The sequence below is a fragment of the Vibrio sp. PID17_43 genome (assembly GCF_002608565.1).
Lineage (GTDB): Bacteria > Pseudomonadota > Gammaproteobacteria > Enterobacterales > Vibrionaceae > Vibrio.
In genome coordinates this window covers 1-24,166 of the sequence record NZ_LIXM01000026.1, presented here as the reverse complement: position 1 = coordinate 24,166, position 24,166 = coordinate 1, and the positions used below count along the sequence as shown (strand labels likewise).

At 45.4% G+C, this 24,166-nt stretch carries 24 protein-coding genes, 1 other RNA gene and 1 pseudogene; 9 read left to right on the top strand and 17 right to left on the bottom strand.

What is annotated here, in order from left to right:
• Window positions 1–2: 2 nt before the first annotated feature.
• The 6 genes from lepB to rpoE all read right to left on the bottom strand — a co-directional run bounded on the left by lepB (window position 3) and on the right by rpoE (window position 5,616).
• The gene (gene lepB, locus AK965_RS16995) at window positions 3–902 is read right to left on the bottom strand and encodes a signal peptidase I (RefSeq protein ID WP_099080725.1); all 900 of its coding nucleotides are present in this window, start codon (window positions 900–902) and stop codon (window positions 3–5) included.
• 104 nt (window positions 903–1,006) lie between these two features.
• The gene (lepA, locus tag AK965_RS16990) at window positions 1,007–2,800 is read right to left on the bottom strand and encodes a translation elongation factor 4 (RefSeq protein WP_099080724.1); all 1,794 of its coding nucleotides are present in this window, start codon (window positions 2,798–2,800) and stop codon (window positions 1,007–1,009) included.
• A 155-nt stretch (window positions 2,801–2,955) separates the two neighbouring features.
• Window positions 2,956–3,426 (bottom strand): SoxR reducing system RseC family protein, encoded by a 471-nt coding sequence (locus AK965_RS16985; protein ID WP_099080723.1) that lies wholly within the window; start codon window positions 3,424–3,426, stop codon window positions 2,956–2,958.
• The gene (rseB, locus tag AK965_RS16980; RefSeq protein WP_099080722.1) at window positions 3,423–4,388 is read right to left on the bottom strand and encodes a sigma-E factor regulatory protein RseB; all 966 of its coding nucleotides are present in this window, start codon (window positions 4,386–4,388) and stop codon (window positions 3,423–3,425) included. The genes AK965_RS16985 and rseB overlap by 4 nt, the downstream gene beginning before the upstream one ends.
• Window positions 4,385–5,011, bottom strand: coding sequence for a sigma-E factor negative regulatory protein (locus tag AK965_RS16975; RefSeq protein ID WP_172438180.1), 627 nt, complete (start codon window positions 5,009–5,011; stop codon window positions 4,385–4,387). The genes rseB and AK965_RS16975 overlap by 4 nt, the downstream gene beginning before the upstream one ends.
• A gap of 26 nt (window positions 5,012–5,037) precedes the next feature.
• Window positions 5,038–5,616, bottom strand: coding sequence for an RNA polymerase sigma factor RpoE (gene rpoE / locus AK965_RS16970; protein ID WP_099080720.1), 579 nt, complete (start codon window positions 5,614–5,616; stop codon window positions 5,038–5,040).
• 557 nt (window positions 5,617–6,173) lie between these two features.
• On the opposite strand from rpoE, the gene nadB reads away from it, so the two are divergent.
• Entirely contained in the window at window positions 6,174–7,781 is a 1,608-nt protein-coding gene (gene nadB / locus AK965_RS16965) for an L-aspartate oxidase (RefSeq protein ID WP_099080752.1), read from the top strand.
• Between the two features lie 5 nt (window positions 7,782–7,786).
• On the opposite strand, the gene AK965_RS20955 is transcribed toward nadB, so the two are convergent.
• Window positions 7,787–8,056 carry a hypothetical protein gene (locus AK965_RS20955; RefSeq protein WP_099080719.1) on the bottom strand — a complete coding sequence of 90 codons (270 nt, stop codon included), beginning with the start codon at window positions 8,054–8,056 and terminating at the stop codon, window positions 7,787–7,789.
• A 118-nt stretch (window positions 8,057–8,174) separates the two neighbouring features.
• Complete coding sequence (locus tag AK965_RS16955; protein ID WP_099080718.1) at window positions 8,175–8,435, bottom strand: succinate dehydrogenase assembly factor 2; 261 nt, start codon at window positions 8,433–8,435, stop codon at window positions 8,175–8,177.
• A gap of 156 nt (window positions 8,436–8,591) precedes the next feature.
• On the opposite strand from AK965_RS16955, the gene ygfZ reads away from it, so the two are divergent.
• The 3 genes from ygfZ (at window position 8,592) to AK965_RS16940 (ending at window position 10,871) form a co-directional block, all read left to right on the top strand.
• Window positions 8,592–9,560, top strand: a complete 969-nt coding sequence (gene ygfZ / locus AK965_RS16950; RefSeq protein ID WP_099080717.1) for a tRNA-modifying protein YgfZ — start codon at window positions 8,592–8,594, stop codon at window positions 9,558–9,560.
• On the top strand, window positions 9,553–10,026 hold the full coding sequence (locus AK965_RS16945) for an aminoacyl-tRNA deacylase (protein WP_099080716.1): 474 nt from the start codon (window positions 9,553–9,555) through the stop codon (window positions 10,024–10,026). The genes ygfZ and AK965_RS16945 overlap by 8 nt, the downstream gene beginning before the upstream one ends.
• A 638-nt stretch (window positions 10,027–10,664) precedes the next feature.
• Window positions 10,665–10,871: a DUF1107 domain-containing protein gene (locus AK965_RS16940; RefSeq protein WP_005449772.1), complete on the top strand. Its 207-nt coding sequence runs from the start codon at window positions 10,665–10,667 to the stop codon at window positions 10,869–10,871.
• An 88-nt stretch (window positions 10,872–10,959) separates the two neighbouring features.
• Here the strand turns inward: AK965_RS16940 and AK965_RS16935 are convergent, their stop codons facing one another.
• The 3 genes from AK965_RS16935 to AK965_RS16925 are packed head-to-tail and all read right to left on the bottom strand — an operon-like array spanning window position 10,960 to window position 13,998.
• A complete protein-coding gene (locus AK965_RS16935) occupies window positions 10,960–12,168 on the bottom strand; it encodes an FAD-dependent 2-octaprenylphenol hydroxylase (RefSeq protein ID WP_099080715.1) in 1,209 nt (402 codons plus the stop codon).
• 31 nt (window positions 12,169–12,199) lie between these two features.
• A complete protein-coding gene (gene ubiH / locus AK965_RS16930) occupies window positions 12,200–13,378 on the bottom strand; it encodes a 2-octaprenyl-6-methoxyphenyl hydroxylase (protein ID WP_099080714.1) in 1,179 nt (392 codons plus the stop codon).
• 41 nt (window positions 13,379–13,419) lie between these two features.
• A complete protein-coding gene (locus AK965_RS16925; protein WP_099080751.1) occupies window positions 13,420–13,998 on the bottom strand; it encodes a YecA family protein in 579 nt (192 codons plus the stop codon).
• A gap of 248 nt (window positions 13,999–14,246) precedes the next feature.
• On the opposite strand from AK965_RS16925, the gene AK965_RS16920 reads away from it, so the two are divergent.
• The 5 genes from AK965_RS16920 to serA all read left to right on the top strand — a co-directional run bounded on the left by AK965_RS16920 (window position 14,247) and on the right by serA (window position 17,552).
• Window positions 14,247–14,555, top strand: coding sequence for a cell division protein ZapA (locus AK965_RS16920; protein ID WP_099080713.1), 309 nt, complete (start codon window positions 14,247–14,249; stop codon window positions 14,553–14,555).
• Between the two features lie 8 nt (window positions 14,556–14,563).
• Window positions 14,564–14,748, top strand: a non-coding RNA gene (ssrS, locus tag AK965_RS16915) — 6S RNA.
• A 4-nt stretch (window positions 14,749–14,752) separates the two neighbouring features.
• The gene (locus AK965_RS16910; RefSeq protein WP_099080712.1) at window positions 14,753–15,346 is read left to right on the top strand and encodes a 5-formyltetrahydrofolate cyclo-ligase; all 594 of its coding nucleotides are present in this window, start codon (window positions 14,753–14,755) and stop codon (window positions 15,344–15,346) included.
• Window positions 15,347–15,404: 58 nt separating this feature from the next.
• Window positions 15,405–16,061, top strand: coding sequence for a ribose-5-phosphate isomerase RpiA (gene rpiA, locus AK965_RS16905; RefSeq protein WP_099080711.1), 657 nt, complete (start codon window positions 15,405–15,407; stop codon window positions 16,059–16,061).
• 261 nt (window positions 16,062–16,322) lie between these two features.
• The gene (serA, locus tag AK965_RS16900; RefSeq protein WP_099080710.1) at window positions 16,323–17,552 is read left to right on the top strand and encodes a phosphoglycerate dehydrogenase; all 1,230 of its coding nucleotides are present in this window, start codon (window positions 16,323–16,325) and stop codon (window positions 17,550–17,552) included.
• Between the two features lie 71 nt (window positions 17,553–17,623).
• Here the strand turns inward: serA and AK965_RS16895 are convergent, their stop codons facing one another.
• The 6 genes and pseudogenes from AK965_RS16895 to epd all read right to left on the bottom strand — a co-directional run bounded on the left by AK965_RS16895 (window position 17,624) and on the right by epd (window position 23,913).
• Window positions 17,624–18,316: an oxidative stress defense protein gene (locus tag AK965_RS16895; protein ID WP_099080709.1), complete on the bottom strand. Its 693-nt coding sequence runs from the start codon at window positions 18,314–18,316 to the stop codon at window positions 17,624–17,626.
• 140 nt (window positions 18,317–18,456) lie between these two features.
• A pseudogene (locus AK965_RS16890) lies at window positions 18,457–18,882 on the bottom strand (LysR family transcriptional regulator); the annotation flags it as partial.
• Between the two features lie 84 nt (window positions 18,883–18,966).
• Window positions 18,967–19,833 carry a small-conductance mechanosensitive channel MscS gene (mscS, locus tag AK965_RS16885; protein WP_099080708.1) on the bottom strand — a complete coding sequence of 289 codons (867 nt, stop codon included), beginning with the start codon at window positions 19,831–19,833 and terminating at the stop codon, window positions 18,967–18,969.
• Between the two features lie 479 nt (window positions 19,834–20,312).
• Window positions 20,313–21,389: a class II fructose-bisphosphate aldolase gene (fbaA, locus tag AK965_RS16880; protein ID WP_099080707.1), complete on the bottom strand. Its 1,077-nt coding sequence runs from the start codon at window positions 21,387–21,389 to the stop codon at window positions 20,313–20,315.
• Between the two features lie 154 nt (window positions 21,390–21,543).
• Window positions 21,544–22,707: a phosphoglycerate kinase gene (locus AK965_RS16875; RefSeq protein WP_099080706.1), complete on the bottom strand. Its 1,164-nt coding sequence runs from the start codon at window positions 22,705–22,707 to the stop codon at window positions 21,544–21,546.
• A gap of 153 nt (window positions 22,708–22,860) precedes the next feature.
• On the bottom strand, window positions 22,861–23,913 hold the full coding sequence (gene epd / locus AK965_RS16870; RefSeq protein WP_099080705.1) for an erythrose-4-phosphate dehydrogenase: 1,053 nt from the start codon (window positions 23,911–23,913) through the stop codon (window positions 22,861–22,863).
• Between the last annotated feature and the right edge of the window lie 253 nt (window positions 23,914–24,166).

Genomic DNA, 24,166 nt, shown 5'->3' with positions numbered 1-24,166 from the left:
GGTTAGTGAATACCGCCGATGCGGTTAAAACGCACACCGGTTGGAATCCATGAAGGTAGAACGCTGTCTGCACCGCGCTCAAACTCAAAGCTTATCCAGATAGCAACCGCTTTTCCGACTAAGTTTGCTTCTGGTACAAAGCCCCAGTAACGGCTGTCAGCACTGTTGTCACGGTTATCACCCATCACAAAGTACTGACCTTGCGGTACAACCCACTCATTCACTCCAGGGCGTGGCTGGTAGCTCTGTACTCGGTCTCGAGACAGTGGGTTAACCAAAACTTGATGGGATACATCACCCAACTTTTCGTTCATTTGAATCAGAGGAATGCCATTTTGAATAAATGGGCTTTCTTCTACATTACTCAATTTCACCGGCTTACAAACCGACTCGCCTTTTGCTTTGATACACAGGTCTTTACCCTCTGAGTAACGAACCGTATCGCCCGGTAGACCAACAACGCGCTTGATATAATCAATGTTGGGTTGAGGTGGGTATTTGAATACCACGATATCGCCACGCTCAGGCTTACCCGTTTCCACTAGTTGAGTACGCCATACGGGATCTTTCAATCCATACGCGTATTTTTCCACCAGAATGAAGTCACCTACGAGTAGGGTTGGCATCATTGACCCTGAGGGAATTTGGAACGGTTCATAGATAAAAGAACGCAATACTAAAACGAATGCAATCACTGGGAAGATAGACACGCTGTTCTCTATCCACCAAGGTTGGCTTTCTACTTTCTGTAGCGTCACCGCATCCAGACCATTTGCTGTCTGTGCTTGGATCTCTGCCACTTTCGCCTGACGCTTTTTCGCAAACACCAACTTTTCCAGTAGCCAAACGACGCCTGTTACCAAAGTTACGATAACAAGGATCAGTGAAAATGTATTCGCCATTAAATTCCCTTATCTAAAAAATACGAAAGTGAAAGAGCCGAAACCCTTTCACTTATGTTGTTATCTACGTCTTATGACAGACAAGAGTGAGATAAAGTTCAACTCTAGTCTTTACCCACGTGAAGAATCGCTAGGAACGCTTCTTGAGGCAGCTCTACGTTACCGATCTGCTTCATACGTTTCTTACCTTCTTTCTGTTTCTTCAGAAGTTTCTTCTTACGGCTCACGTCACCACCGTAACATTTCGCAATTACGTTCTTACGCAGCTGTTTTACGGTAGAGCGCGCGATGATGTGGTTACCGATTGCCGCTTGGATTGCGATATCGAACATCTGACGAGGGATGAATTCTTTCATCTTCTCTACCAACAAACGACCACGGCTTTGTGCTTGATCTTTGTGAGTGATGATCGCCAGGGCATCCACTTTATCACCGTTCAATAGAACGTCTACACGAACCATGTTTGATTCTTCAAAGCGTTGGAAGTTGTAATCCAATGATGCGTAACCACGAGACGTTGACTTAAGACGGTCAAAGAAGTCCAGTACCACTTCTGCCATCGGAATATCATACGTCACTGCAACTTGGTTACCATGGTAAACCATATCGACTTGCATACCACGTTTCTCTACACAGAGGGTAATAACATTACCTAGGTAGTCCGCTGGTACAAGAATATTACAACGTGCGATAGGCTCACGAATGTGTTCAATATCATTCACTGCAGGTAGCTTCGCTGGGCTATCTACGTACAAGGTGTCACCGTTTGTTTGTTCAACTTCGTAAACTACGGTCGGTGCTGTCGTAATAAGATCAAGATCGTATTCACGCTCAAGACGCTCTTGGATAATTTCCATGTGCAGCATGCCAAGGAAGCCGCAACGGAAACCAAAACCAAGTGCAGCCGAGTTTTCTGGCTCATAGAATAGTGATGCGTCATTTAAGCTTAGCTTGCCTAGTGCGTCACGGAAGTTTTCGTAATCATCAGATGATACTGGGAACAAACCCGCGTATACCTGAGGTTTTACTTTCTTAAAGCCGGGTAGTGGCTTATCGCTACCGTTTTTCGCTAGTGTCAGCGTATCACCAACTGGTGCACCAAGGATGTCTTTGATACCACAAACTACCCAGCCTACTTCACCAGTATTTAGAACATCGGTATCTACTTGCTTAGGTGTGAAGATACCTAGACGGTCTACACCCCAAGTTTGACCAGTGCTCATCACTTTGATCTTTTCGTTTTTCTTCAGAGAGCCGTTTTTAATACGAACCAAAGAAACAACGCCAAGGTAGTTATCGAACCATGAGTCAATGATCAGCGCTTGCAGTGGCGCATCTGGATCACCTTCTGGTGCAGGGATCGCTGATACGATATTTTCAAGTACGTCATCAACACCGAGGCCTGTCTTCGCAGAACAGCGGGTTGCTTCCATCGCATCAATACCAACGATTTCTTCAATTTCTTCCGCTACACGCTCAGGATCCGCAGCTGGTAGATCAATCTTGTTAAGGATTGGCACAACCTCTAAATCCATTTCGATTGCGGTGTAACAGTTAGCGAGCGTTTGAGCTTCTACACCCTGACCGGCGTCAACCACGAGTAACGCACCTTCACAAGCGGCTAGAGAGCGTGATACTTCGTACGCAAAGTCAACGTGTCCCGGAGTATCGATGAAGTTCAGCTGATACGTTTCACCGTTTTTAGCAGTGTAGTTTAGCGTCACACTCTGAGATTTAATGGTGATACCACGCTCACGTTCAAGATCCATAGAATCCAGAACCTGTGCGGCCATTTCACGATCGCTCAATCCTCCACATACTTGGATGAGACGGTCTGATAGGGTCGACTTACCATGGTCGATGTGGGCGATAATCGAAAAGTTACGAATGTGCTTCATAGATTTAGGGTGACTAACTCTTTACAAATAAGGACAGTAAGAAAGCCGTCAGCTGACGGCATTTCAATCAAGTTGGCAGATTCTACCCAATTTCGTGAACGGGCGCACCTGTTTTAAAGTATATACCTGAATGACTCAAAAATGAGGGGCTCAAGCTATTGGATCGGCTCACCAAGCACTCGAATGAGTGTGACTTGTTGTTTTGACGCATCCTCTAAAGGACGAGAAACGCATTTCGCCACAAACATACCACCTGCGGCAAACAAGACTGAAGTGATAATGATGACCCCTTCACCTCCTCCCGTGAGCGGAGCAAAGGCAGCATGGCCAATAAGCGCACCAATCATTAACCCAAATAGAGGAAAAAGATACACCGCCATCGCTGACTTGATCAAACTCGATTCAGGAAAGCCGATTTCTACCACCTGACCAACTTTGACAGACTTTTCAGTACGCAGGTGCCATGACAAGGTTTTGTTGCCGATCGCTTTGGTCACCACACCTGTTCCGCAGCTTTTTTGCGATGAACAGCTGCTGCAACTGGTCTGTTGCTCGCAGCTGAGGTCAACGTCGTATTGCTGACCGTGACGTTGAACTCCTGTCACGGTTGCTAATGCGGTCATCATTGTACTTCACTCTTTGCTACATCAAAGGTAACCGATTGTGCGATACGTTGAGCCGTTGCGGGTGGAATATCGCCCACCACTGAAATTTCATAGTTGCCATTGATGAAGCTATGTAACGTCCTGCGCCCTTGGCGAACCAACTGGCCTTTTAACGAGTGTTCATCTTTGTTTGCTACATACACGGAGAAGCTGAATAAGCCATCAGAATACAGTTGGCTCTCTACCATTTGATCGGTCACCGCCATACGGTAGCGATTTAGCTCGTTGGGATGAAAACCTGCTGGCGTCCAGCCCACATTCCAGTTACTGGTTCCATTGTCGCCTTTCGGCATTGTCAACACGGCTGGAAGCTGTACATCTTGGAGCCCACTCATCAGCTCTGCTATTTTAGGGTTCACCGTGTAGGAAATGGTACGGTATTGCTCCAACATCTCGCCATCGCGGTCAACAAGATCCGCGCGCAGAGGCAGTTTGCTCTTTTCATCAATCCAAAGCACGTAGGAATAGCGCAAACCGTCTTTTGGTACGATCCGTAATACTTGAGTCGGCACGCCAGCTTCGCGCGCACGGCCTACTTGCACGTAATCGTAGTAAAGATTCAACTCATCAATATTGGTGTTCAGCATTGGCATCGTTGGTGCGACCATCTTGCCGGACTCGATGGTAAAAGGTTCCGCGCCCGTTTCGACATAACTCACTTCAGAGCCACGACGAATCACCTCACGCACAGGGCCGCTCAGATACACAAGATGGGCGTATTGGTCTTGACCATGAGTCGCGTGGCGATACAACAAGGGTTCAATGCTGTTCTTTTTGATGAGGATATAAGAGAGTTCGTAGCTTAGGTTTTGACTCGCCTCGCTCATTTGATGCAACAACGCCTCCGCTGGCTTATCACCAGCAAAGGCATGCGAAGACATCAGACTGAACAGAGCGCAAGCGCTGATCAGAAATTTATTCATTCAATATCCGGTGTCAGATGTTCATCTTGCTGAGATGCATCACTGTTAATTCTTAGCTGCAGCTCGTAATCACGAAGCATAGCATGTACGCGTTTACGCTGCTCTTGCATATTGGCTTCACCAACAGAACGCTCTACGGATTCACGCGTCAAACTCACTGGCTCAGCACTGCCTGCAAATGGCACAGTTTGAAGCACTGGAAGTTGCTCCGCTTGTGGTGACATTGGGTCACTACCACCGTATTGTTGCACACCTAAAATCACTGCCAATGACACACATGCAGCAACGGCAACTTGCCCAAACTGAGTCAACCATTCTGGTAACTGGCGTTTGGCTTTCTGTGGTTCCGGTTGCGACTCTTTTAGTGTGTCACTGATTGAAATCACATTCGCACTGCGCGAATCAATAGCACGATGTACAGGTTCACCTTCTAACGCTAACGCCACGCTTTCAGCAATATTCCACTCTGGTTTTGCGGGCGCGTCACCTCGCATCACATCACCGATAAGATGATAGTTCTGCCAAGCATCACGACTTTCTTGGTCTTGCTCTAATTCTTGAATCAAAGCCTTATCAACCAATTCTCCATCCATGAGTGCTGAAAGTTTTTCTTTGTCAGCCATTGTTTTCACCATAGTTATCACTTGTACTAGCGTTGTAAAAGAGGTTTGATTTTCTTTTCCACCGCCTCACGAGCACGGAAGATACGTGATCGTACTGTTCCCACCGGACAATCCATTACTTCAGCAATTTCTTCATAACTTAAGCCATCAAGCTCTCGTAATGTCATTGCTGTCTTCAAATCTTCAGGTAAGGCTTCGATAGCACTGAACACTACCCGTTGTAATTCTTTGGACAACGTTAGGTTCTCAGGGTTCGAAATTTCTTTAAGTGCATTACCTGTTTCGTAAAATTCAGCTTCTTCAGCATCAACATCGCTTGCTGGTGGTCTGCGCCCTTGAGCGACGATGTGATTTTTCGCAGTATTCACAGCAATGCGATACAGCCACGTATAAAACGCACTCTCCCCACGAAAACTAGGGATAGCTCGGTAAGCCTTGATAAACGCTTCTTGTGCTACATCTGGAACATCACCAGGATTACTTACGTATCTGGAAATAAGATTACATACCTTGTTCTGATACTTTATTACCAGCAGGTTGAATGCTTGCTTATCACCATTCTGAACTCGCTCAATCAATACTTGATCGGTCAGCTGCTCGTTCATTCGAGCCGATACTCCTATCTGTTATGCCCCTACTCTTCTCAGATATGGGTACTAATTATGCAAAACGTAGTATTGACACCACTGCTTACTTGAGCACTATTGTGACTGCTACGTGAATAAGAAAGTTCCACACTTTCGCAATTTTTTCTCATTGTTTTTTCACAGTGTGATGCCACCAACCAAATCCCGCTCCTTGTCTGACCTAAGTCTAATAGTGACAAGCGAGCATACTTAAGGGGAAATGGGTATAATAGATGCTCTCTCTCCCAGATTGTGCTGGGTAGACACTAGAAAAGCAATGGCAATGGCAAACTATTACTTTTCACTTGCATGGCTAATGGCTATCCGAACATCGAGATTCAAATAACACTCAGACAAATTTGTATGTCTTTGACGTGCAATAAAATAGAGTGGCTAAAGCCACCAGAAAAACGATGATTTAGAACAGTCTCCCAACTTAGCCCTAAGCGACGAACGTCGCGTTAATGGAACGCACATGGTGTGCAAAATATACACAAGGTAGCCTTGTTACCTTAGCTTGGGATTATAAAAGTTATATGAACACAAATCGTGAACATGAATGTGACGTATTAGTGGTAGGGAGTGGCGCTGCGGGCTTGTCGTTGGCTTTACGCGTCGCCAACCACTGTAAGGTGATGGTACTCAGCAAGGGACCACGCAGCGAAGGGGCTACCTATTACGCGCAAGGTGGTATCGCAGCCGTATTTGATGAGTCCGACACCATTGAATCTCATGTTGAAGACACACAAATTGCTGGAGATGGCATCTGTGACGAAGAGACCGTCAAGTTCATCGCCGAAAACTCAAAAGAGTGTGTGCAGTGGTTAATTGATGGCGGTGTACCATTTGATCGTGAAGAAGACGATTCTGATGATAAGCCTCGCTATCACCTAACTCGTGAAGGGGGCCATAGCCGTCGCCGTATTTTGCACGCTGCCGATGCAACAGGCATGGCAATGCAAACCTCTCTGCAAGATAACGCCCACAACCACCCTAACATTCATGTTCTTGAGCGCCACAACGCACTCGACCTTATCACCGAAGATAAAGTCGGTGGTGATAAGAGCAAAGTCATTGGTGCTTACATTTGGAATCGCAACAAAGAGCAAGTTGAAACCGTTCGTGCAAAATTTGTTGTGCTCGCAACGGGCGGCGCTTCCAAAGTTTACCAATACACCTCTAACCCAGATGTGTCATCGGGCGATGGTATTGCGATCGCGTGGCGTGCAGGCTGTCGCGTTGCGAACATGGAATTCAATCAGTTCCATCCAACCTGTTTATTCCACCCTGAAGCGCGTAATTTCCTACTGACAGAAGCTCTGCGTGGTGAAGGCGCATACCTACGTCGCCCTGACGGCTCACGTTTTATGCCAGATTTCGATGAACGTAAAGAACTCGCACCACGTGATGTGGTTGCCCGTGCGATCGACTTCGAGATGAAACGCCTAGGCGCAGACTGCATGTACTTAGACATCAGTCACAAACCAGCTGACTTTATTACCAAACACTTCCCTACGATCTACTCTCGCTTGATGGATTTGGGCATTGATATGACCAAAGAGCCGATCCCGATTGTACCAGCAGCGCACTACACCTGTGGCGGCGTCATGGTGGATCAAAACGGCAATACCGACCTGAAAAATCTGTATGCCATTGGCGAGGTGAGCTACACCGGCTTGCACGGCGCGAACCGTATGGCATCGAACTCGTTACTGGAGTGTGTGGTTTATGCCTGGTCGGCAGCAAAAGATATTCTTAAGCACCACCACGACGTAGAGCTCGCACCGCAAGTGCCTTGCTGGGATGAAAGCCAAGTGACGAACAGTGACGAAGAAGTCATCATTCAGCATAACTGGCATGAATTACGTCTATTTATGTGGGATTACATGGGCATCGTACGTACCGATAAGCGTCTGGAACGCGCACTGCGCCGCATTCAAATGTTGCAGCAAGAAACACACGAGTACTATAGTCACTTCCGCGTTTCGAACAACTTGCTGGAGCTTCGTAATCTACTGCAAGTAGCAGAACTGATGGTACGCTGTGCGATGCAGCGCAAAGAGAGCCGAGGCCTGCACTACACCTTGGATTACCCAAATCAGCTGGAAAATAGTGGGCCAACGATTCTGACGCCAAACAAATAAAAACATCAAATGGGAGCATCAGCTCCCATTTTCCATTGACGTAATATCAAACAAAGCTGTCGGTATTGCTCATCAGCGCAACTATCTCGCCAAATCGTTCCCCACTCTCCGGACTCTAACTCAAAAGAGACTTTAAAACTTGCAGCGGAGGTATCTACTTTGGACAACAAAGAAGTTTGAAAAGCGTTTCTTACCACGCCATCGCGGTGAAAATACCAATGCCCTTGAGCAGAGGGCTGCACAAAGGTACCTTGATTTTGGCATTTGGCGATCATTAATAACAGATAGGTCGATAAGATAAATGGGATATCAGTGCAGATAACCGCCCAAATTAAACCATGGAGAAGAAGCTGGTTAGAGACTTGGGCGATTAAAGAGGTATAAATCGTGAGATTAACGAACTTTACTGAGGTTGTGCGCGACAATTTTATCAACCATTGAAGCGTGGCCTAAGTTTTCGCTACGACCATGTCCCATCACCCATGTGAACAAATCCGGATCGTCACATTCTAGTAAAGAGACAAAATCACGCTGCTCTTGTTCTGTTAGAGTGTCAAAACACTCTTCGAAAAACGGCATAATCACCACGTCAAGCTCAAGCATGCCTCGACGACAAGCCCATTTAATACGCGCCTTTTCTTCCGCAGTGTACATTCAGTATTCCTTCATAGATGTCTTGTTCTTATAGCGGAGTGTAACAAGGGAAAAGCGGTGTCACTAGTACCGGGGTCACAATACGCTAGCGAAAGCTGACAAACTCGCTTTGTGCGATTAACATAGTTAAAAATATTTTATAAAGGCATTGTAATCATGGAATGGCAAACTCGCTTTTCACCACTACCGCTATCAACGCAAGACGCTTTGCCCGAGCTGTCTATCTCACTTCTCGATAATTTGAGCATGATCACCATCGTCGGGGAGGATAAAAAGTCGTACCTACAAGGCCAAGTAACCTGTGATGTGGTTTCTCTTGAAAAAGACCAATCTACGCTAGGTGCACACTGTGATGCGAAAGGTAAAGTATGGAGCGTCTTCCGTTTATTCCATCACCACGATGGCTACGGCATGATCCAACCCAAATCAGCCATTGAAGTCGAACTGAAAGAGATCAAAAAGTACGCCGTATTCTCCAAAGTCATCATCGAGGAATCGAGCGACATCATTCTTGGTGTTGCGGGTGAGAATGCTGACGCATTTGTCTCTAGCATAACTGAGGGTGCTGGTGATGTGTGTGTCATCCAAGGAGGTACAGCCGTTAAAGTGACAGAAAACCGTTGGCTACTTGTCGTGACAGCAGAAACAGCGCAAGCGTTGGTTACAAACAGCCAAGCCACACTGACCACTCATGAACTTTGGACTCGCTTTGATATTGAATCGGCGTTGCCATTCGTAGCAACCGAAGCGCAAAACGAACACATTCCACAAGCTCTGAACCTGCAAGCACTTGGTGGGATCAGCTTCACCAAAGGCTGCTACACCGGTCAAGAGACCGTCGCTCGAGCAAAGTATCGTGGTACCAATAAACGTGCAATGTACATAGTGAAAGGTGCAACCGCAGACGCACTGGGTGAAGGCGCGATTGAATTGGAACGTAGCGTGGGTGAAAACTGGCGATCAGTGGGTGCATTGCTCGCGCATTACCAATTTTGCGACAACCAAGCGATGGGTTTGATTGTATTGCCGAATAATCTAGACGATGGCACTCGCCTACGCTTGATTGCTCAACCAGAATGCGAATGGGAAATCGCGGCACTGCCGTACAGCCTTGAAGATGAATAATACCTTCCATACTCCTTTGATGCAGTTTTTGGCAGATCAGAACATAGCGTTCCGCCTTCTTCCTCACCAAAGACCCGCTACGACAATTGAGGATGCCGCGCAACAACGTGGCATCCGTCCTTCACAAATGGTCAAAACGATCTTGTTGCGTGATATGGGCAATCAATATGCGCTCGCCTGTGCGCCTGGCGATCGTAGCATTGATCCTAGAAAAGTTCGTGCACTGCTGCAATGCCGTCGCATGACCTGTGTTGACCAAGCTGACGTACAAGCAATCACCGGATACATGATTGGCACCGTCACCCCGTTACGACTAAAGCGCGACATGCCTATTGTGTTCGACCCAAGTTTGTTGGAAGAAAAAGAAATCACCATCAGCAGTGGCGATCGAATGGCTGGATTAGCATTGTCCATCAATGATCTTATTACGTTGTGTCACCCCACCCTCGCTGATATCTGCCGCTAAACTCAGGTTCTCAATGTAATCATACCCAGCATTCTCATCCCTGTGTGATCTCACTCATATCAACTCGATCATATCATGGTATTTTTAGTCATTTTAAAAACATAAATAGTCACACAGTAAAAACTCGTATATGCTGAATTTGTTGGTTAAGTTTTCAACAACTGCTTAACCAACATAAAGTGGACATACTGAGTTTAATGACTGCGTTTATGAAGCCAATCGTCCACTTTTGTGTAATGCATCTGTGACTATTCGCCCGCCGAAGCGGGCATTTTTTTACTTACCCTTTTTCTATCCCTTTATCTCTCTGCATGAAAGCCACTGGCCCAATGCACTAGATGTTCATTTCACCACAAAATTTTGCAACCAATATTTTTCCTTCTATTCTTAATCTTGTAACAAAACCAAGGCTAAATACACCACGTATACAGACATAGCTGCAGAGCAGGTTCCTCCCATCACATTTTTTTGGGGTAATCCTCACGCTATTTGAGCGGTGGCTCTGTCAATTTGTCTAATGCTGCACAAATCTCTTAAATCACACACCCAGCCTATGCCGAATACTATTGCTGTCACAATAATTTTTGGATGTAAAACGTAGAATAAGCGCGCTAGGTAAGAGATAAGGAAAAGTAAATATGAGACTGTTTAAGCGCTATACACCCGGTATGATTGCTAAACACATAAGTCGTCTTTTTAAAGGCAGAATCTATATTTACGGAGTCGGTAAGTTCGAGTTTGATAACGGAAAGTTGATGTTGCCGGAGAAAGCTGAAAAACGCCACTTTCAAGCAGTAAAAGAGATTAACCAAGAAATCATGAAACTCCGATGTGCGTATGCTTAACTTGGCTTAGCGAAACATCGATGTAATAAAAAAGGCTGGATTAACCAGCCTTTTTTGCGTCTTTCACATAATGAAACTCAGCAAGCGTTCACCGACGAGCAAGATCCGGCAGATTGCCTTTCAAGCCCAATGCTCGCTTCATGATTTCGTCTTTCGCACCTGGCAATTGTCCCGCTAAGCTCAAACCAATACCACGCACTAGCTTCTTGGCTGGGTTCTCGCCACTAAACAAATCACGGAAACCTTGCATTGCCGCGATCATCTTCGCCGCTTCCGTTTTACGCCAGCGTTCGTAACCACGCAAATTACGCTTCGTTCCGATATCTTGACCTTGTTTCCACAAGGCTAGCACTTCTTGCGCTAAGCTTGCGGCGTCAAGCAAACCTAAGTTCACACCTTGCCCAGCTAACGGGTGGATAGTATGGGCGGCATCACCAACCAAGGCGACTCGTTCAACCACAAAGTCACGTGCATAACGCATTTTGAGTGGGTACGCGGCACGCTCCCCCACCACTTCGCACAAACCTAAGCGAGCATCAAACTCACTCGTCAGCGCTTTATTGAAGTCATGCTCACTCATTGCTAGCAGTTGTTCGGCGCGGCTCGGATCCGTCGACCACACAATGGAGCTCATGTGTGGATCAGACATAGGCAGAAAAGCCAGTGGGCCTTGGGGAGTAAAAATCTGACGTGCGACACTATTATGAGCATCAGCCGTTTTCACGTTTGCAACTAGCGCACTGTGACCGTAATCCCAAAGGGTCAGCGGAATGTCCATTTGATTACGCAACCAAGAATTCGCGCCATCCGCTCCCACCACCAGCTTTGCGGTCATCGCTTGGCCATTATCGAGCGTTAGCCAGCTTTCTTGCTCACCAACCGCTAGTGTGGCGCAGCGTGCTGGCATGAATAGCGTCACATTATCCAACTTTTCCACTTGCTCTAACAGGGCAAGTTGAATCACCCGATTTTCAACGATATGACCTAGATCTGGCTGCGCCATACTTTGTGCGTCAAAGTCGATCTTCGCGAAACTGTCTTGCTCCCACACTTCCATCGCGTAATAAGGGACGGAACGACGTTGTTCAATGCCCTCCCATGCACCTAGATTACGCAAAATAATTTCACTCGAACGGCTTAACGCAGAAACGCGAACATCTGGCAGTTCGTTTAGCGTATCGTCAGGTACTGCACCTTCAATCACAGCCACACGCAGATCACTGTCCTTAAAAGCCGTGGCCAGCGCTAACCCAACCATACCACCGCCAATAATGGCGATATCTACACTTTGCATCATTGCTTATTGTTACCTAATTCGTTGCTGTCACTCATCGCTTCACTAAACCAAGCGTATGGCGTAATAGTGGCTGCTTAAAAATAGAAAAGTTATCCATCGCTGCTAGCGCGAGGTTACGTCCAATTTTCATCGCAGGTAAATCGTTTGAAAATATGTGTACCAACGAACTCGTCAGCCAGATGGTCTCACGGCGGTCATCTTCACGACGTTGACTAAAACGCATCAACCCTTGATAGCACCCAACATCATCACTCTGCTTGACGATTTCTTCCGCCAGTGATGCCACGTCTCTAATACCAAGGTTAAAGCCCTGCCCGGCAATTGGGTGAAGCGTTTGTGCCGCATTACCCACAATCGCAAAACGATGAGAAATATTTTGTTTGCGATGACGTAATAGCAATGGGTAACTCGCACGTTGTCCCACTTTCTGCATCGCACCTAAACGCCAGCCAAATTCATGTTGTAATCGCTCAAGGAACTTTGCATCAGAAAAGTTCATCACCGCTTTTGCTTCTTCAGGGCGGAGACACCAAACTAACGACATGCGGTTGTCACTCATAGGTAAAAGAGCAACAGGACCGTTTTCAGTAAAACGTTCAAATGCACGCCCTTGAGGCGCCTCTTGCGTAACAATATTCGCAATCACCGCGACTTGGTCAAAATCGTGTTCAGACAGCACCAAACCAATTTGCTGGCAACATTGAGACACTGCACCATCAGCGGCCACCAGCAATTTAGCTTCTAGCGTCTCTCCGCTACTTAGTTCAATGCGGGCTTGATCGTGCTCTCGCTCAATATGAGTAACACCATCCGGACAAAACAGGGTTATCGATTCACTCTTCTCCAGCAGCGCTTGGTAAGCTCGACCGACATCAGCTAGTTCCACTACGTAGCCGAGCGCCTCAACACCGACGTCTTGTTTGCTGATGTCTGTCATTCCGGCATGAGAACGATCGGAAACATGAATATGTTCAATAGGAGTCGCAAAAGGCTTAATCGCAGACCATAGCTGAAAACGACGCAAAATATTGACCGTACCATAGGATAACGCAATCGAACGCGAGTCAAAGCCTGGGTGTGCATCTGACTGAGCTTTAAAAGGTTCAACCACTGCGATCTTCAATTCGCCTTTAGATAAATAGTCAATCGCTAACGCAAGCGTGGCTCCGGCCATGGCACCACCAGCAATTACAACATCATATTGCCTCATGCTAACCTCTAGAAATAATTCGATTATTGAAAACCGTGCAATTAGTGGATCGTTGGCTTGCTGTCATTGCTTTCAGGGCGAACACCAAACTCGGCGTGAATTGTTAGCACGCACGCTTTTACATGTTCGATAACGTGTTCTAGCAGTTGGGCTTGCTCACCAAGATCATCATCTTCATCAATTCCTAGCTTGGCGATCTCTTCTAGATCAGCCAACGCCTCTTTCACATCATCAGACGCTTTATTTAGCGTAATACCCGCTAAGCCTAGACCTGAAATGAAATGGTTAACGAAATCAGACAAGCCATCAGCCAAAGCAAACAAGCCATCTTCACTAGGATCTTCCGGAAGCAACAAAGACAGCTCCATTGAAGAGCCCGTTAATTCACTGGCCGTCACTTTAAACACATTCTGTGCGAAAACGAGCGCAGTTGTCGGCCAGCCCATACCATCGTTGGTGTAATCAAAAAGAATGGGTTGCCAGGTTTGGTCATTCGTTGCCAATCCACCACTTAGCATACCAACAAGCAGGCCATGCAATTCAGCAGGCGTTACAGCAAGGTTAGCGGATTTCAATTCAGCAGCAATAGATTGGTATTCTGGAAGGGTGATTTCACTCATATCTGGGCTCATGCTTCATAATCATCTTTTGATATATCCTACCATCAAGCCTAGTCGGCTGAAACGGCTATCAAATTCAATTTTGGATAGGAATTGCTCAATTTGTCCATTTCCTGTGTGATCACTTCACCATTTTTCGTTCTGTGATGGGAAATGCTTGAATCTTAATTGCGGTTTTCCTATAGTTTCTCCCTCGGTAGTTGTACGTAACAACACCTTAGATAGCGCGAATATAGAGTTTATTCATCATGAGCAATCAAGCGGTCGACGTTGAAATTCTTGGCAAAATGACACGAGTGAATTGTCCTCCTGGGCAAGAAGAGTCACTGGTTACAGCGGCAAAAGATCTCGATCGACGATTGAAAGAGATGAGCGAGCGTACTAAGGTAACCAATGAAGTACAGCTATTAACCTTTGCTGCGTTGAATATTAGTTATGAGTTGCATACTAAATCATACGAGTCTACCGGGCAGCAACAGGAAATCACTGAGCGAATGGAAAAGCTCAGCGCGTCGCTAGAAAGCGCACTAAACAAAGTAAAGCAGGGACAGCAGTAGATACCAAATTTACCCTGGGGTGTTTGTCAGCAGGATTTAAGTCCCCGAGCCGATAAGCAATACCAAAGGGTTAGTACTTGATAGCTATTGAGCAAGCTTGGCATGCACCGAGAAGCCTACGGTTATCATTGCTGATCCGCCTTGAACTAGCTGGTTCAAGGGCCACAATCCTCAACGGCACCCTGGGGTAACCTTCCATGTCAGCTCTATCTCGACAAGAATTTCGTAAACTTATCCGCGAAAAACGCAACGCATTATGCAGTGATACCCAGTTTCAAGCTGGATTCGATCTCGTTACCCAGTTTGTTCACCTACCAGAGATCCAAACTGCGCAGCATATTGCTCTCTACCTCTCCGCCGATGGAGAACTGGATACCAAGCCACTCATTGAATGGCTATGGCAGCAAGGTAAATCCATTTACTTACCTGTCATTCATCCTTTTGCCAAAGGCCATTTACTGTTTTTGCAGTACTTACATGACGACCAGTTGGTTTATAACCAATACGGGATTTTAGAGCCCAAACTCGATATTCGTTATCTCAAGCCTATTCGCGAACTCGACCTAATCTGCACCCCTTTAGTCGGGTTTGACAGTATTGGTCACCGCTTAGGTATGGGCGGTGGCTACTACGACCGAACACTTGCTAGCTGGTTCAGTACCGGGGAAGGCGCCGCGCCAATCGGCATTGCACACGACTGCCAACATGTCGATCGCCTCCCTACAGAAAGTTGGGATATCCCGTTGCCTAAGATCGTGACTCCAAGCAAAATCTGGCAATGGGAAAAGTAACACTTACCCGTTATAATCACGCCGCAAACGTTAACGAATACCTATTCAGGAGATTGGCATGACTCAAGATGAAATGAAGAAAGCGGCTGGTTGGGCTGCACTTAAATATGTTGAAAAAGGCAGCATTATTGGTGTAGGTACTGGTTCTACCGTGAATCACTTCATCGATGCCCTAGGCAGTATCAAAGACGATATCAAAGGCGCAGTGTCTAGTTCTGTTGCCTCTACTGAACGTCTAAAAGAACTCGGTATTGAAGTATACGAGTGTAACGACGTAGCAAGACTTGATGTCTACGTTGATGGTGCAGATGAAATCAACGCAGCTCGCGAAATGATCAAAGGTGGCGGTGCAGCACTGACTCGTGAAAAAATCGTGGCCGCTATCTCAGACAAATTCGTATGTATCGTTGACGGCACAAAAGCGGTTGACGTACTTGGTCAGTTCCCACTTCCTGTAGAAGTTATTCCAATGGCGCGCTCTTACGTTGCTCGCGAGTTGGTGAAACTAGGCGGTGATCCTGCATACCGTGAAGGTGTAGTGACGGACAACGGTAACATGATCCTAGATGTGTACAACATGCGAATAACCAATCCAAAAGACATGGAAGACAAAATCAACGGTATCGCTGGTGTGGTAACGGTTGGTCTCTTCGCTCATCGCGGTGCTGACGTTGTGATCACTGGTACTCCGGAAGGTGCAAAAATAGAAGAATAAAACATACGTTGTTCTGATTTTTCTGTTATTTCATTACAAACGGTGCCATAAGGCGCCGTTTTTTCATCTCTTTTTCTAACAAACGCCTACCTTATTCCGTAATTTTCTTACCCAAAGCAATTTTTTTTTGTTACTTTATTGAGCAGAATGCGCACGAGAAAACGTTTGCCTTTCAACAAAACTATTAATGACCCACTCTTTTAATAGTTTTGCTTTATGTGCGCCACATTAGCCCATCTTTCCATTTTAAGGACGATAATAATGGCCAAAGTTTCACTGGAAAAAGAAAAGATTAAAATCCTCTTACTTGAGGGGCTGCACCCTTCTTCAGTTGAAGTTCTTCAAGCAGCAGGCTACAGCAACATTGAATATCACAAAGGTTCACTCCCTGAAGAAGAACTGATCGAAGCAGTAAAGGACGTTCACTTCATCGGTATTCGCTCCCGAACTAACCTATCAGAAGATGTGATCAATGCAGCAAATAAGCTTGTTGCAATTGGCTGTTTTTGTATTGGTACTAACCAAGTTGACCTAAACGCCGCAGCACAACGTGGTGTGCCTGTCTTTAACGCGCCGTTCTCAAACACGCGCAGTGTTGCTGAGTTGGTGCTCGGTCAAATCCTACTGCTTCTTCGTGGCATTCCAGAAAAAAACGCATTAGCACACCGCGGCATTTGGAAGAAGAGCGCAGACAGCTCTTACGAAGCGCGTGGAAAACGTCTTGGCATCATCGGTTACGGTCACATTGGTACTCAGTTGGGTATCATTGCAGAAAACCTGGGAATGCGCGTTTACTACTATGATATTGAAAACAAACTGTCGCTAGGTAACGCAACGCAAGTGTTCACGATGAGTGAGCTACTAAACAAGTGTGATGTCATTTCTCTGCATGTTCCTGAAACACCAGAAACCAAAAACATGATGGGTGAAGAAGAGTTCGCTCGTATGAAGCCGGGTGCGATCTTTATCAACGCCGCGCGTGGGACAGTGGTAGACATCCCTGCCCTATGCCACAGCCTAGAATCAGGTCATATTGCGGGTGCTGCGGTTGATGTATTCCCTGTAGAACCAAAAACCAATGCTGATGCGTTCGAATCTCCACTACAAAAATTCGACAACGTCATCCTAACACCACATGTCGGCGGTTCTACCCAAGAAGCACAAGAGAACATCGGTGTTGAAGTGGCGGGCAAGCTAGCAAAATACTCAGACAATGGTTCAACGCTATCTAGTGTGAACTTCCCTGAAGTATCCTTGCCTGAGCATCGTGAGTGTTCACGTCTACTACACATCCACAAAAACCGCCCTGGTATTCTGACGCAAATTAACACCATTTTTGCAGAAGAAGGCATCAACATTGCGGGTCAGTACCTACAAACGGCAGTAGAAATCGGCTATGTGGTGATTGATGTTGAGACCCACCGAGCAGAAGAAGCACTAGTGAAGTTAAAAGGTATTGAAGGCACAATTCGTGCTCGTATTCTTCACTAAGTACAACCAGATATGACAAAGGCAGGGAAATCCCTGCCTTTTCTATTTCTATTCGTCGTATTGCTTAATCGTTATTTCAGCTTGTAAACCACATCAACTTGATCACGAATCACCAACGTCGAATCTTGGTAGCTATTCGCGCTTTGTTTTGCATCCATCGCTATTGAACGCATTAAAACCGGGCGAGCGTGCATCTGGTTGTAATTGATTTGCCAAACATCGCCTAATTTTTTATCAAAGCCTGTTGCTAAAGATGCCGCTTTGTCTTGAGCATCTTTGATTGCCGCCATGCGCGCTTTTTGCTGATACTCAAGCTGATTACTTACCTTAAGCTGAATATTATCCACTTGATTAATGCCCGCTTTTAACGCCATATCCAAGTATTGATTGAGTTTTGCAAGGTCATTAACTGTCACATCAATACTGCGTGATGCACGATAACCTACCAACTCCGCTTTACCTGATTTGGGGTAATGATACTGAGGTGCCAAATAAAGGTTTGAGCTAATGATGTGCTCTTTCGATAGACCTGCGTCAGCAAGACTTTTTAAAAATGCATCCACCTTGTCATCAACGGATAACTTCGCTTGCTCCGCAGTCATTGTGGTATCCACCACTTTTACTGAAAAAGTGGCCATATCAGGAGTAGCCACAACCTCGCCATAACCAGTCGTGCTCAGGTGAGCAAACTCAGGGACATTAGCGAATACTGATACACTAGTAAGGCTCAGTGTAGAAGCTAGCAAACATGAAAATAGTTTCATTCGACAAATCCATCTATATTGAGATGAACTCATCATAGGTAATTTTGTTGATTTTCCAAGCACTTCACCCCACTTCTAACACAACTTTGACGGTGTTACTCCAACGTGATACCAATCTAAACCGCGCTTAACTTGATAACTTATTGTGGTAAATGCTGCTGAGCATAATGAATGATCGCTTGCAACATTTGTTGCAATACACCTGCCTCCAACTGCCAATGGTGCCAGCAAATCTGATACGGCATCAAAAAGCCTGGGGTAATATCAATAAGCGCCACTCTTTCAATCTCATCCGTAATCTGTAAACGAGGGATCAAACAATAGGCAATACCAGCCAAGGCCATTTTTAGAAAAGCTTCTGAGCTGCTGATATTATGGTGAATTACGCTGTCTAGGTGGATGTTAAAATGCTCAGTCAAAAATGTTTTATGCAGATCTCGAATCAATACCGGCTGAGCAAGGTGCTTTTCAAGCTGTTTAATACGCTGAGAAATCGCAGATTGAGACACAAATAGGTGCTCTGCAGCCCGATCAAAACTGCCTTGATAAACAACAGCATCATCGCTTCAGCAGGCAGGCCATTACGCTCTTTGCGAGATATAAAAAAGCGAGGCCAATGCCTCGCTTTTTGGTGTTCTCAATCTTATTGATTAAGCATCGACTTTGTTGAAATGAATATCCATTTGCGGAAATGGAATCTCGATACCAGCTTCATCCAGCGCTTCTTTGATCGCTTGAGTCGAGTCGAAGTAAACATTCCAGTAATCTTCCGTATTACACCATGGGCGAACCACGAAATTAACTGAAGAGTCTGCGAGTGCGAGTACACCGATCGTCATTTCTGGATCTTTCAGAATGCGAGAGTCTTTTTCTAATGCCTCACGAATCACTTGCTTTGTTTGCTTCAAATCCGCTTTGTAAGAAACGCCGATAACAAGATCGACGCGGCGCGTTGCATGACGAGAGTAGTTCGTAATTGGTGAGCCAATCACGCCAGAGTTAGGCACAACAACCATTTTGTTGTCTGGTGTTTTTAGCACAGTTTGGAAAATTTGGATCGCTTCTACACTACCCGCCACACCGCCGACTTCAACGTAATCACCTGATTTAAATGGGCGGAAAGCAACAATAAGAACGCCAGCTGCAAAGTTAGACAGTGAACCCTGTAGAGCAAGACCAATGGCTAAGCCTGCCGCACCGATTACCGCGACCACTGAAGCCGTTTGCACGCCAATTCGGCTCAGCGCTGCGATCAAAACAATCACTAATAGTAGGTAACGAACAATACCGTGGATAAACTCGACAACCGCTTTATCCATGCTCTTCTTCTCAAGCACCTTCGCTACACTATTAGCAATCATCTTCACGATAAAATTACCAATAAATAGAATCAGTACAGCTGAGATAATATTAACGCCATATTGAATCAGAAGATCTGAGTTGTTGCTTAACCACGTCTGCGCTTCATTTAGCCCATCAGTCAAAGAGGTATCGATACCCATCGATTCGCCTGCCATAATTCGTATCCTCAAAAATAAAGAGATATCAGTCTAATTGCTGTTTAAATATTAACCACAATACTTATGTGTTCTTATTGTGAATAACATCCTTATTGCTTTACTGAACAGTGTCAGAATTTTGGCACAATATCCCAATTCTGACTTTTTGCAAAGTTAAAGTTTCGCAAAGATATGCAAAACAGCCACTTACTCTGCGTTAATTGATACTAGCCTGTTACAGATTACGCAATGAAGTTACATTTCACCACAGTCTTTCTATTGTTCCAGTCCACCTCGCGTTAAACATCTTATGTTTCAAAAATTGCGACTATGCATATAAGATATTCAACACCATCTCCATCAGTCCTAGTGTGGTGAATGATTGAGCGTCTTGTGTGAAAGTTCAGCGAAACATTCTCATAAGCACCAAATAGACATAAAAAAACCCGCTCATAAGAGCGGGTTTGGGTAATTTTGCGAGTACTATTTCAAAGAAATTATAGTACGTCTACTGCGTTTAGGTCAGAGAATGCTTTCTCTAGACGAGCAACCATTGAAGCTTGACCTGCACGTAGCCATACGCGTGGATCGTAGTACTTCTTGTTTGGTGCATCTTCGCCAGTTGGGTTACCAATTTGACCTTGTAGGTAGTCGTGGTTTTCCGCTTCGTATGTACGGATACCATCCCACGTTGCCCACTGTGTATCAGTATCGATGTTCATTTTGATAACACCGTAGCCGATAGACTCTTGGATTTCTGCTTCTGTAGAACCAGAACCACCGTGGAATACGAAGTTTAGAGCATTTGGTGCGATACCGAACTTCTCTGCACAGTATGCTTGAGAGTCACGTAGGATAGTTGGAGTTAGAACAACGTTACCTGGCTTGTAAACGCCGTGTACGTTACCAAAAGATGCTGCGATAGTGAAACGGTGTGAAACTGCGCTTAGTTTCTCGTATGCGTAAGCAACGTCTTCTGGAGAAGTGTATAGCTCAGATGCATCCATGTGAGAGTTATCAACGCCGTCTTCTTCACCACCAGTACAACCTAGTTCGATTTCTAGTGTCATACCCATCTTAGCCATACGCTCTAGGTATTTAGCTGAAATTTCGATGTTCTCTTCTAGAGACTCTTCTGAAAGGTCAATCATGTGAGAAGAGAATAGTGGCTTACCAGTTTCAGCAAAGAAAGCTTCGCCAGCGTCTAGTAGACCGTCGATCCAAGGAAGAAGTTTCTTAGCTGCGTGGTCAGTGTGAAGGATAACTGGAACACCGTAAGCTTCAGCTACTGCGTGAACGTATTTCGCACCAGCTACAGCACCAAGGATTTGTGCACCTTGACCTTCAAGTTTAACGCCTTTACCTGCGAAGAAACCTGCACCACCGTTAGAGAACTGAACGACAACTGGCGCTTTAACTTTAGCTGCTGCTTCAAGAACACCGTTGATAGAGTCAGTGTTAACAACGTTTACCGCTGGAAGTGCGAATTTGTTTTCTTTCGCTACTTCAAAAACTTTCTGTACATCATCACCAGAAATAACACCTGGTTTTACGAAATCGAAGATCTTAGACATGGATTTGATCCTATTTTTCTGTCGTTTTAAAAATAAAACAATTAAGTTTAAATTCTTGCAAACGTTTGCTCACAACTGGAGGTATTCTAGCAGAGTTCCTTCCTGCTTGCAGCAAACAAGAAAGCGGGAGTATCCCCCCCGCTCTCATTAATTCTTACGCTTTAGCGCGCTCTTCTAGCATCGCAACTGCAGGAAGTACTTTACCTTCAACAAACTCAAGGAATGCACCACCGCCAGTAGAGATGTAAGAAACGTCAGCTTTAATACCGAACTGGTCGATAGCAGCTAGCGTGTCACCACCGCCCGCCACAGAGAATGCTGCAGACTTAGCGATTGCTTCAGAAATGCCGCGAGTGCCTGCTTCGAAGTTTTTGAATTCGAATACGCCTACAGGACCATTCCAAAGGATAGTTTTTGCGTTGCCGATGATTTCAGCTAGAGCCGCAGTTGAATCAGGGCCTAGGTCGAAGATCATGTCGTCGTCTTGCACGTCAGCAACGTTTTTGATTTCAGCTTCTGCGTTCTCATCAAATGCTTTTGCACATGCAACGTCAGTTGCTACTGGAATCGCACACTCTTTCATTAGTTTTTGAGCTGTCTCAACTAGGTCTGCTTCGTATAGAGACTTACCTACGTTGTGGCCTTCAGCTGCGATGAATGTGTTCGCGATGCCACCACCAACAACTAATTGGTCAGCGATTTTTGATAGAGACTCAAGAACAGTCAGTTTAGTAGAAACTTTAGAGCCACCAACGATAGCAACGAGTGGACGCTCTGGGTTGCTCATTGCTTTACCTAGTGCTTCTAGTTCAGCAGCTAGTAGAGGACCAGCACATGCTACTGGAGCGTGCATACCTACACCGTGTGTTGACGCTTGTGCACGGTGAGCAGTACCGAATGCATCCATTACGAAGATATCACATAGCGCTGCGTATGCTTTAGATAGCTCTTCTTCGTTTTTCTTCTCGCCTTTGTTAAAGCGAACGTTTTCAAGAACAACAAGCTCGCCAGCGTTTAGTTCTAGACCATTTAGGTAATCTTTCGCTAGCTTAACTTCACAATCAAGAGCATCGTTTAGGTAGTTCACTACAGGAGCTAGAGAGAACTCTTCTGCATATTCGCCTTCAGTTGGACGACCTAGGTGAGAAGTAACCATTACTTTTGCGCCAGCTTCTAGACACATTTTGATAGTTGGTAGAGATGCAATGATACGTGCATCTGAAGTTACTTTACCGTCTTTTACTGGTACGTTTAGGTCAGCACGGATGAATACGCGTTTACCTGCAAGATCCAGGTCAGTCATCTTGATTACAGACATGATGTGTCCTCTCAAATATTAAATTAATAAAGTTTTTGACAACTCAGCAACCCTGCCAAGCCTGTTAATTCTTTAAACTGGTTACTGATATGGAGATACCTCTGATTTATTTCAAGGGTAAAAATAAAAAAATTTCTCCAGGGCTTTCAACGCTCAAGACTCTCCTTGAGAGGAAGCCTGCATTGCTAACGCAGTATCCAGCATTCGATTAGCAAAGCCCCATTCGTTATCACACCAAACGAGCATTTTTACTAGATGCCCATTACTTACTCGGGTCTGTGTTCCATCGACAATTGCACTATGGGGATCGTGGTTAAAGTCAATAGAAACGAGCGGCGATTCAGTATAGTCAACAATGTCGTGTAATGTACACTGAGATGCGTTAACAATGGTTTGATTTACGTCATTAACTTTCACATTTGTACTAATTGTGACACTTAAATCCATCGCAGTAACGTTAACGGTAGGTACGCGCACCGAAATGGCTTCAAATTTGTTGGAAAATTTCGGGAAGATTCTTTCAATGCCTTTATGCAATTTTGTATCTACCGGAATAATTGATTGGCTTGCGGCACGAGTACGGCGTAAATCAGAGTGATAAGCATCTATGACTTGCTGATCGTTCATTGCAGAGTGGATGGTAGTAATGGTACCAGATTCAATGCCAAACGCTTCATCTAAGACTTTAATAATCGGCACGATGCAATTGGTGGTACATGACCCGTTAGAGACGACCTTGTGTTCCCCTCGTAAGGTTTCATGATTCACCCCATAAATAATGGTGTTATCCAGGTCGTTTGCACCAGGGTGGGAAAATAGAACCTTTTCCGCTCCAGCGGCAATATGCTCTAAACCATCCGCTTGAGAACCATAAACACCGGTACAATCGAGTACAATATCAACTTCTAGATCACGCCATGGCAATAGTTCGATTTCAGAAAGGTGGAGAATGCGAATAGTATCAAATTCGCCCGTACTTTGATGATAAGAGCCGTGATGAATATAGAGGTGTTCTTGGTCGTGAGAGACTTTCTTGCAGAAACGGCCATGACTGGTGTCATATTGGAGGAGGTGAGCCATCGCTTCTGGCTGAGCCAATTCGTTGACCGCAACGACTTTGATCTGTTGATGCTTACCGCTTTCATATACTGCCCGCAGTACATTACGACCGATACGCCCAAATCCATTGATCGCAACCTTTAGCATTCGTCCTTCACTCCACTAAAATTTCGTGTCACAGATAGTACCTGATTGAAGGTTGGAACGCATTAACTGAATAGTTTTCTCTATTTGAGACATAAAAAAACCGAGCATGAACACTCGGTTTTTCTTATATCTACTTAAGCTTACGCTAGCAGCTCTTTTGCTGTGTTCACTACGTTTTCTACCGTGAAACCAAACATTTCGAACAGTTGCTCTGCCGGTGCAGATTCACCGAACGTTGTCATACCGATGATGC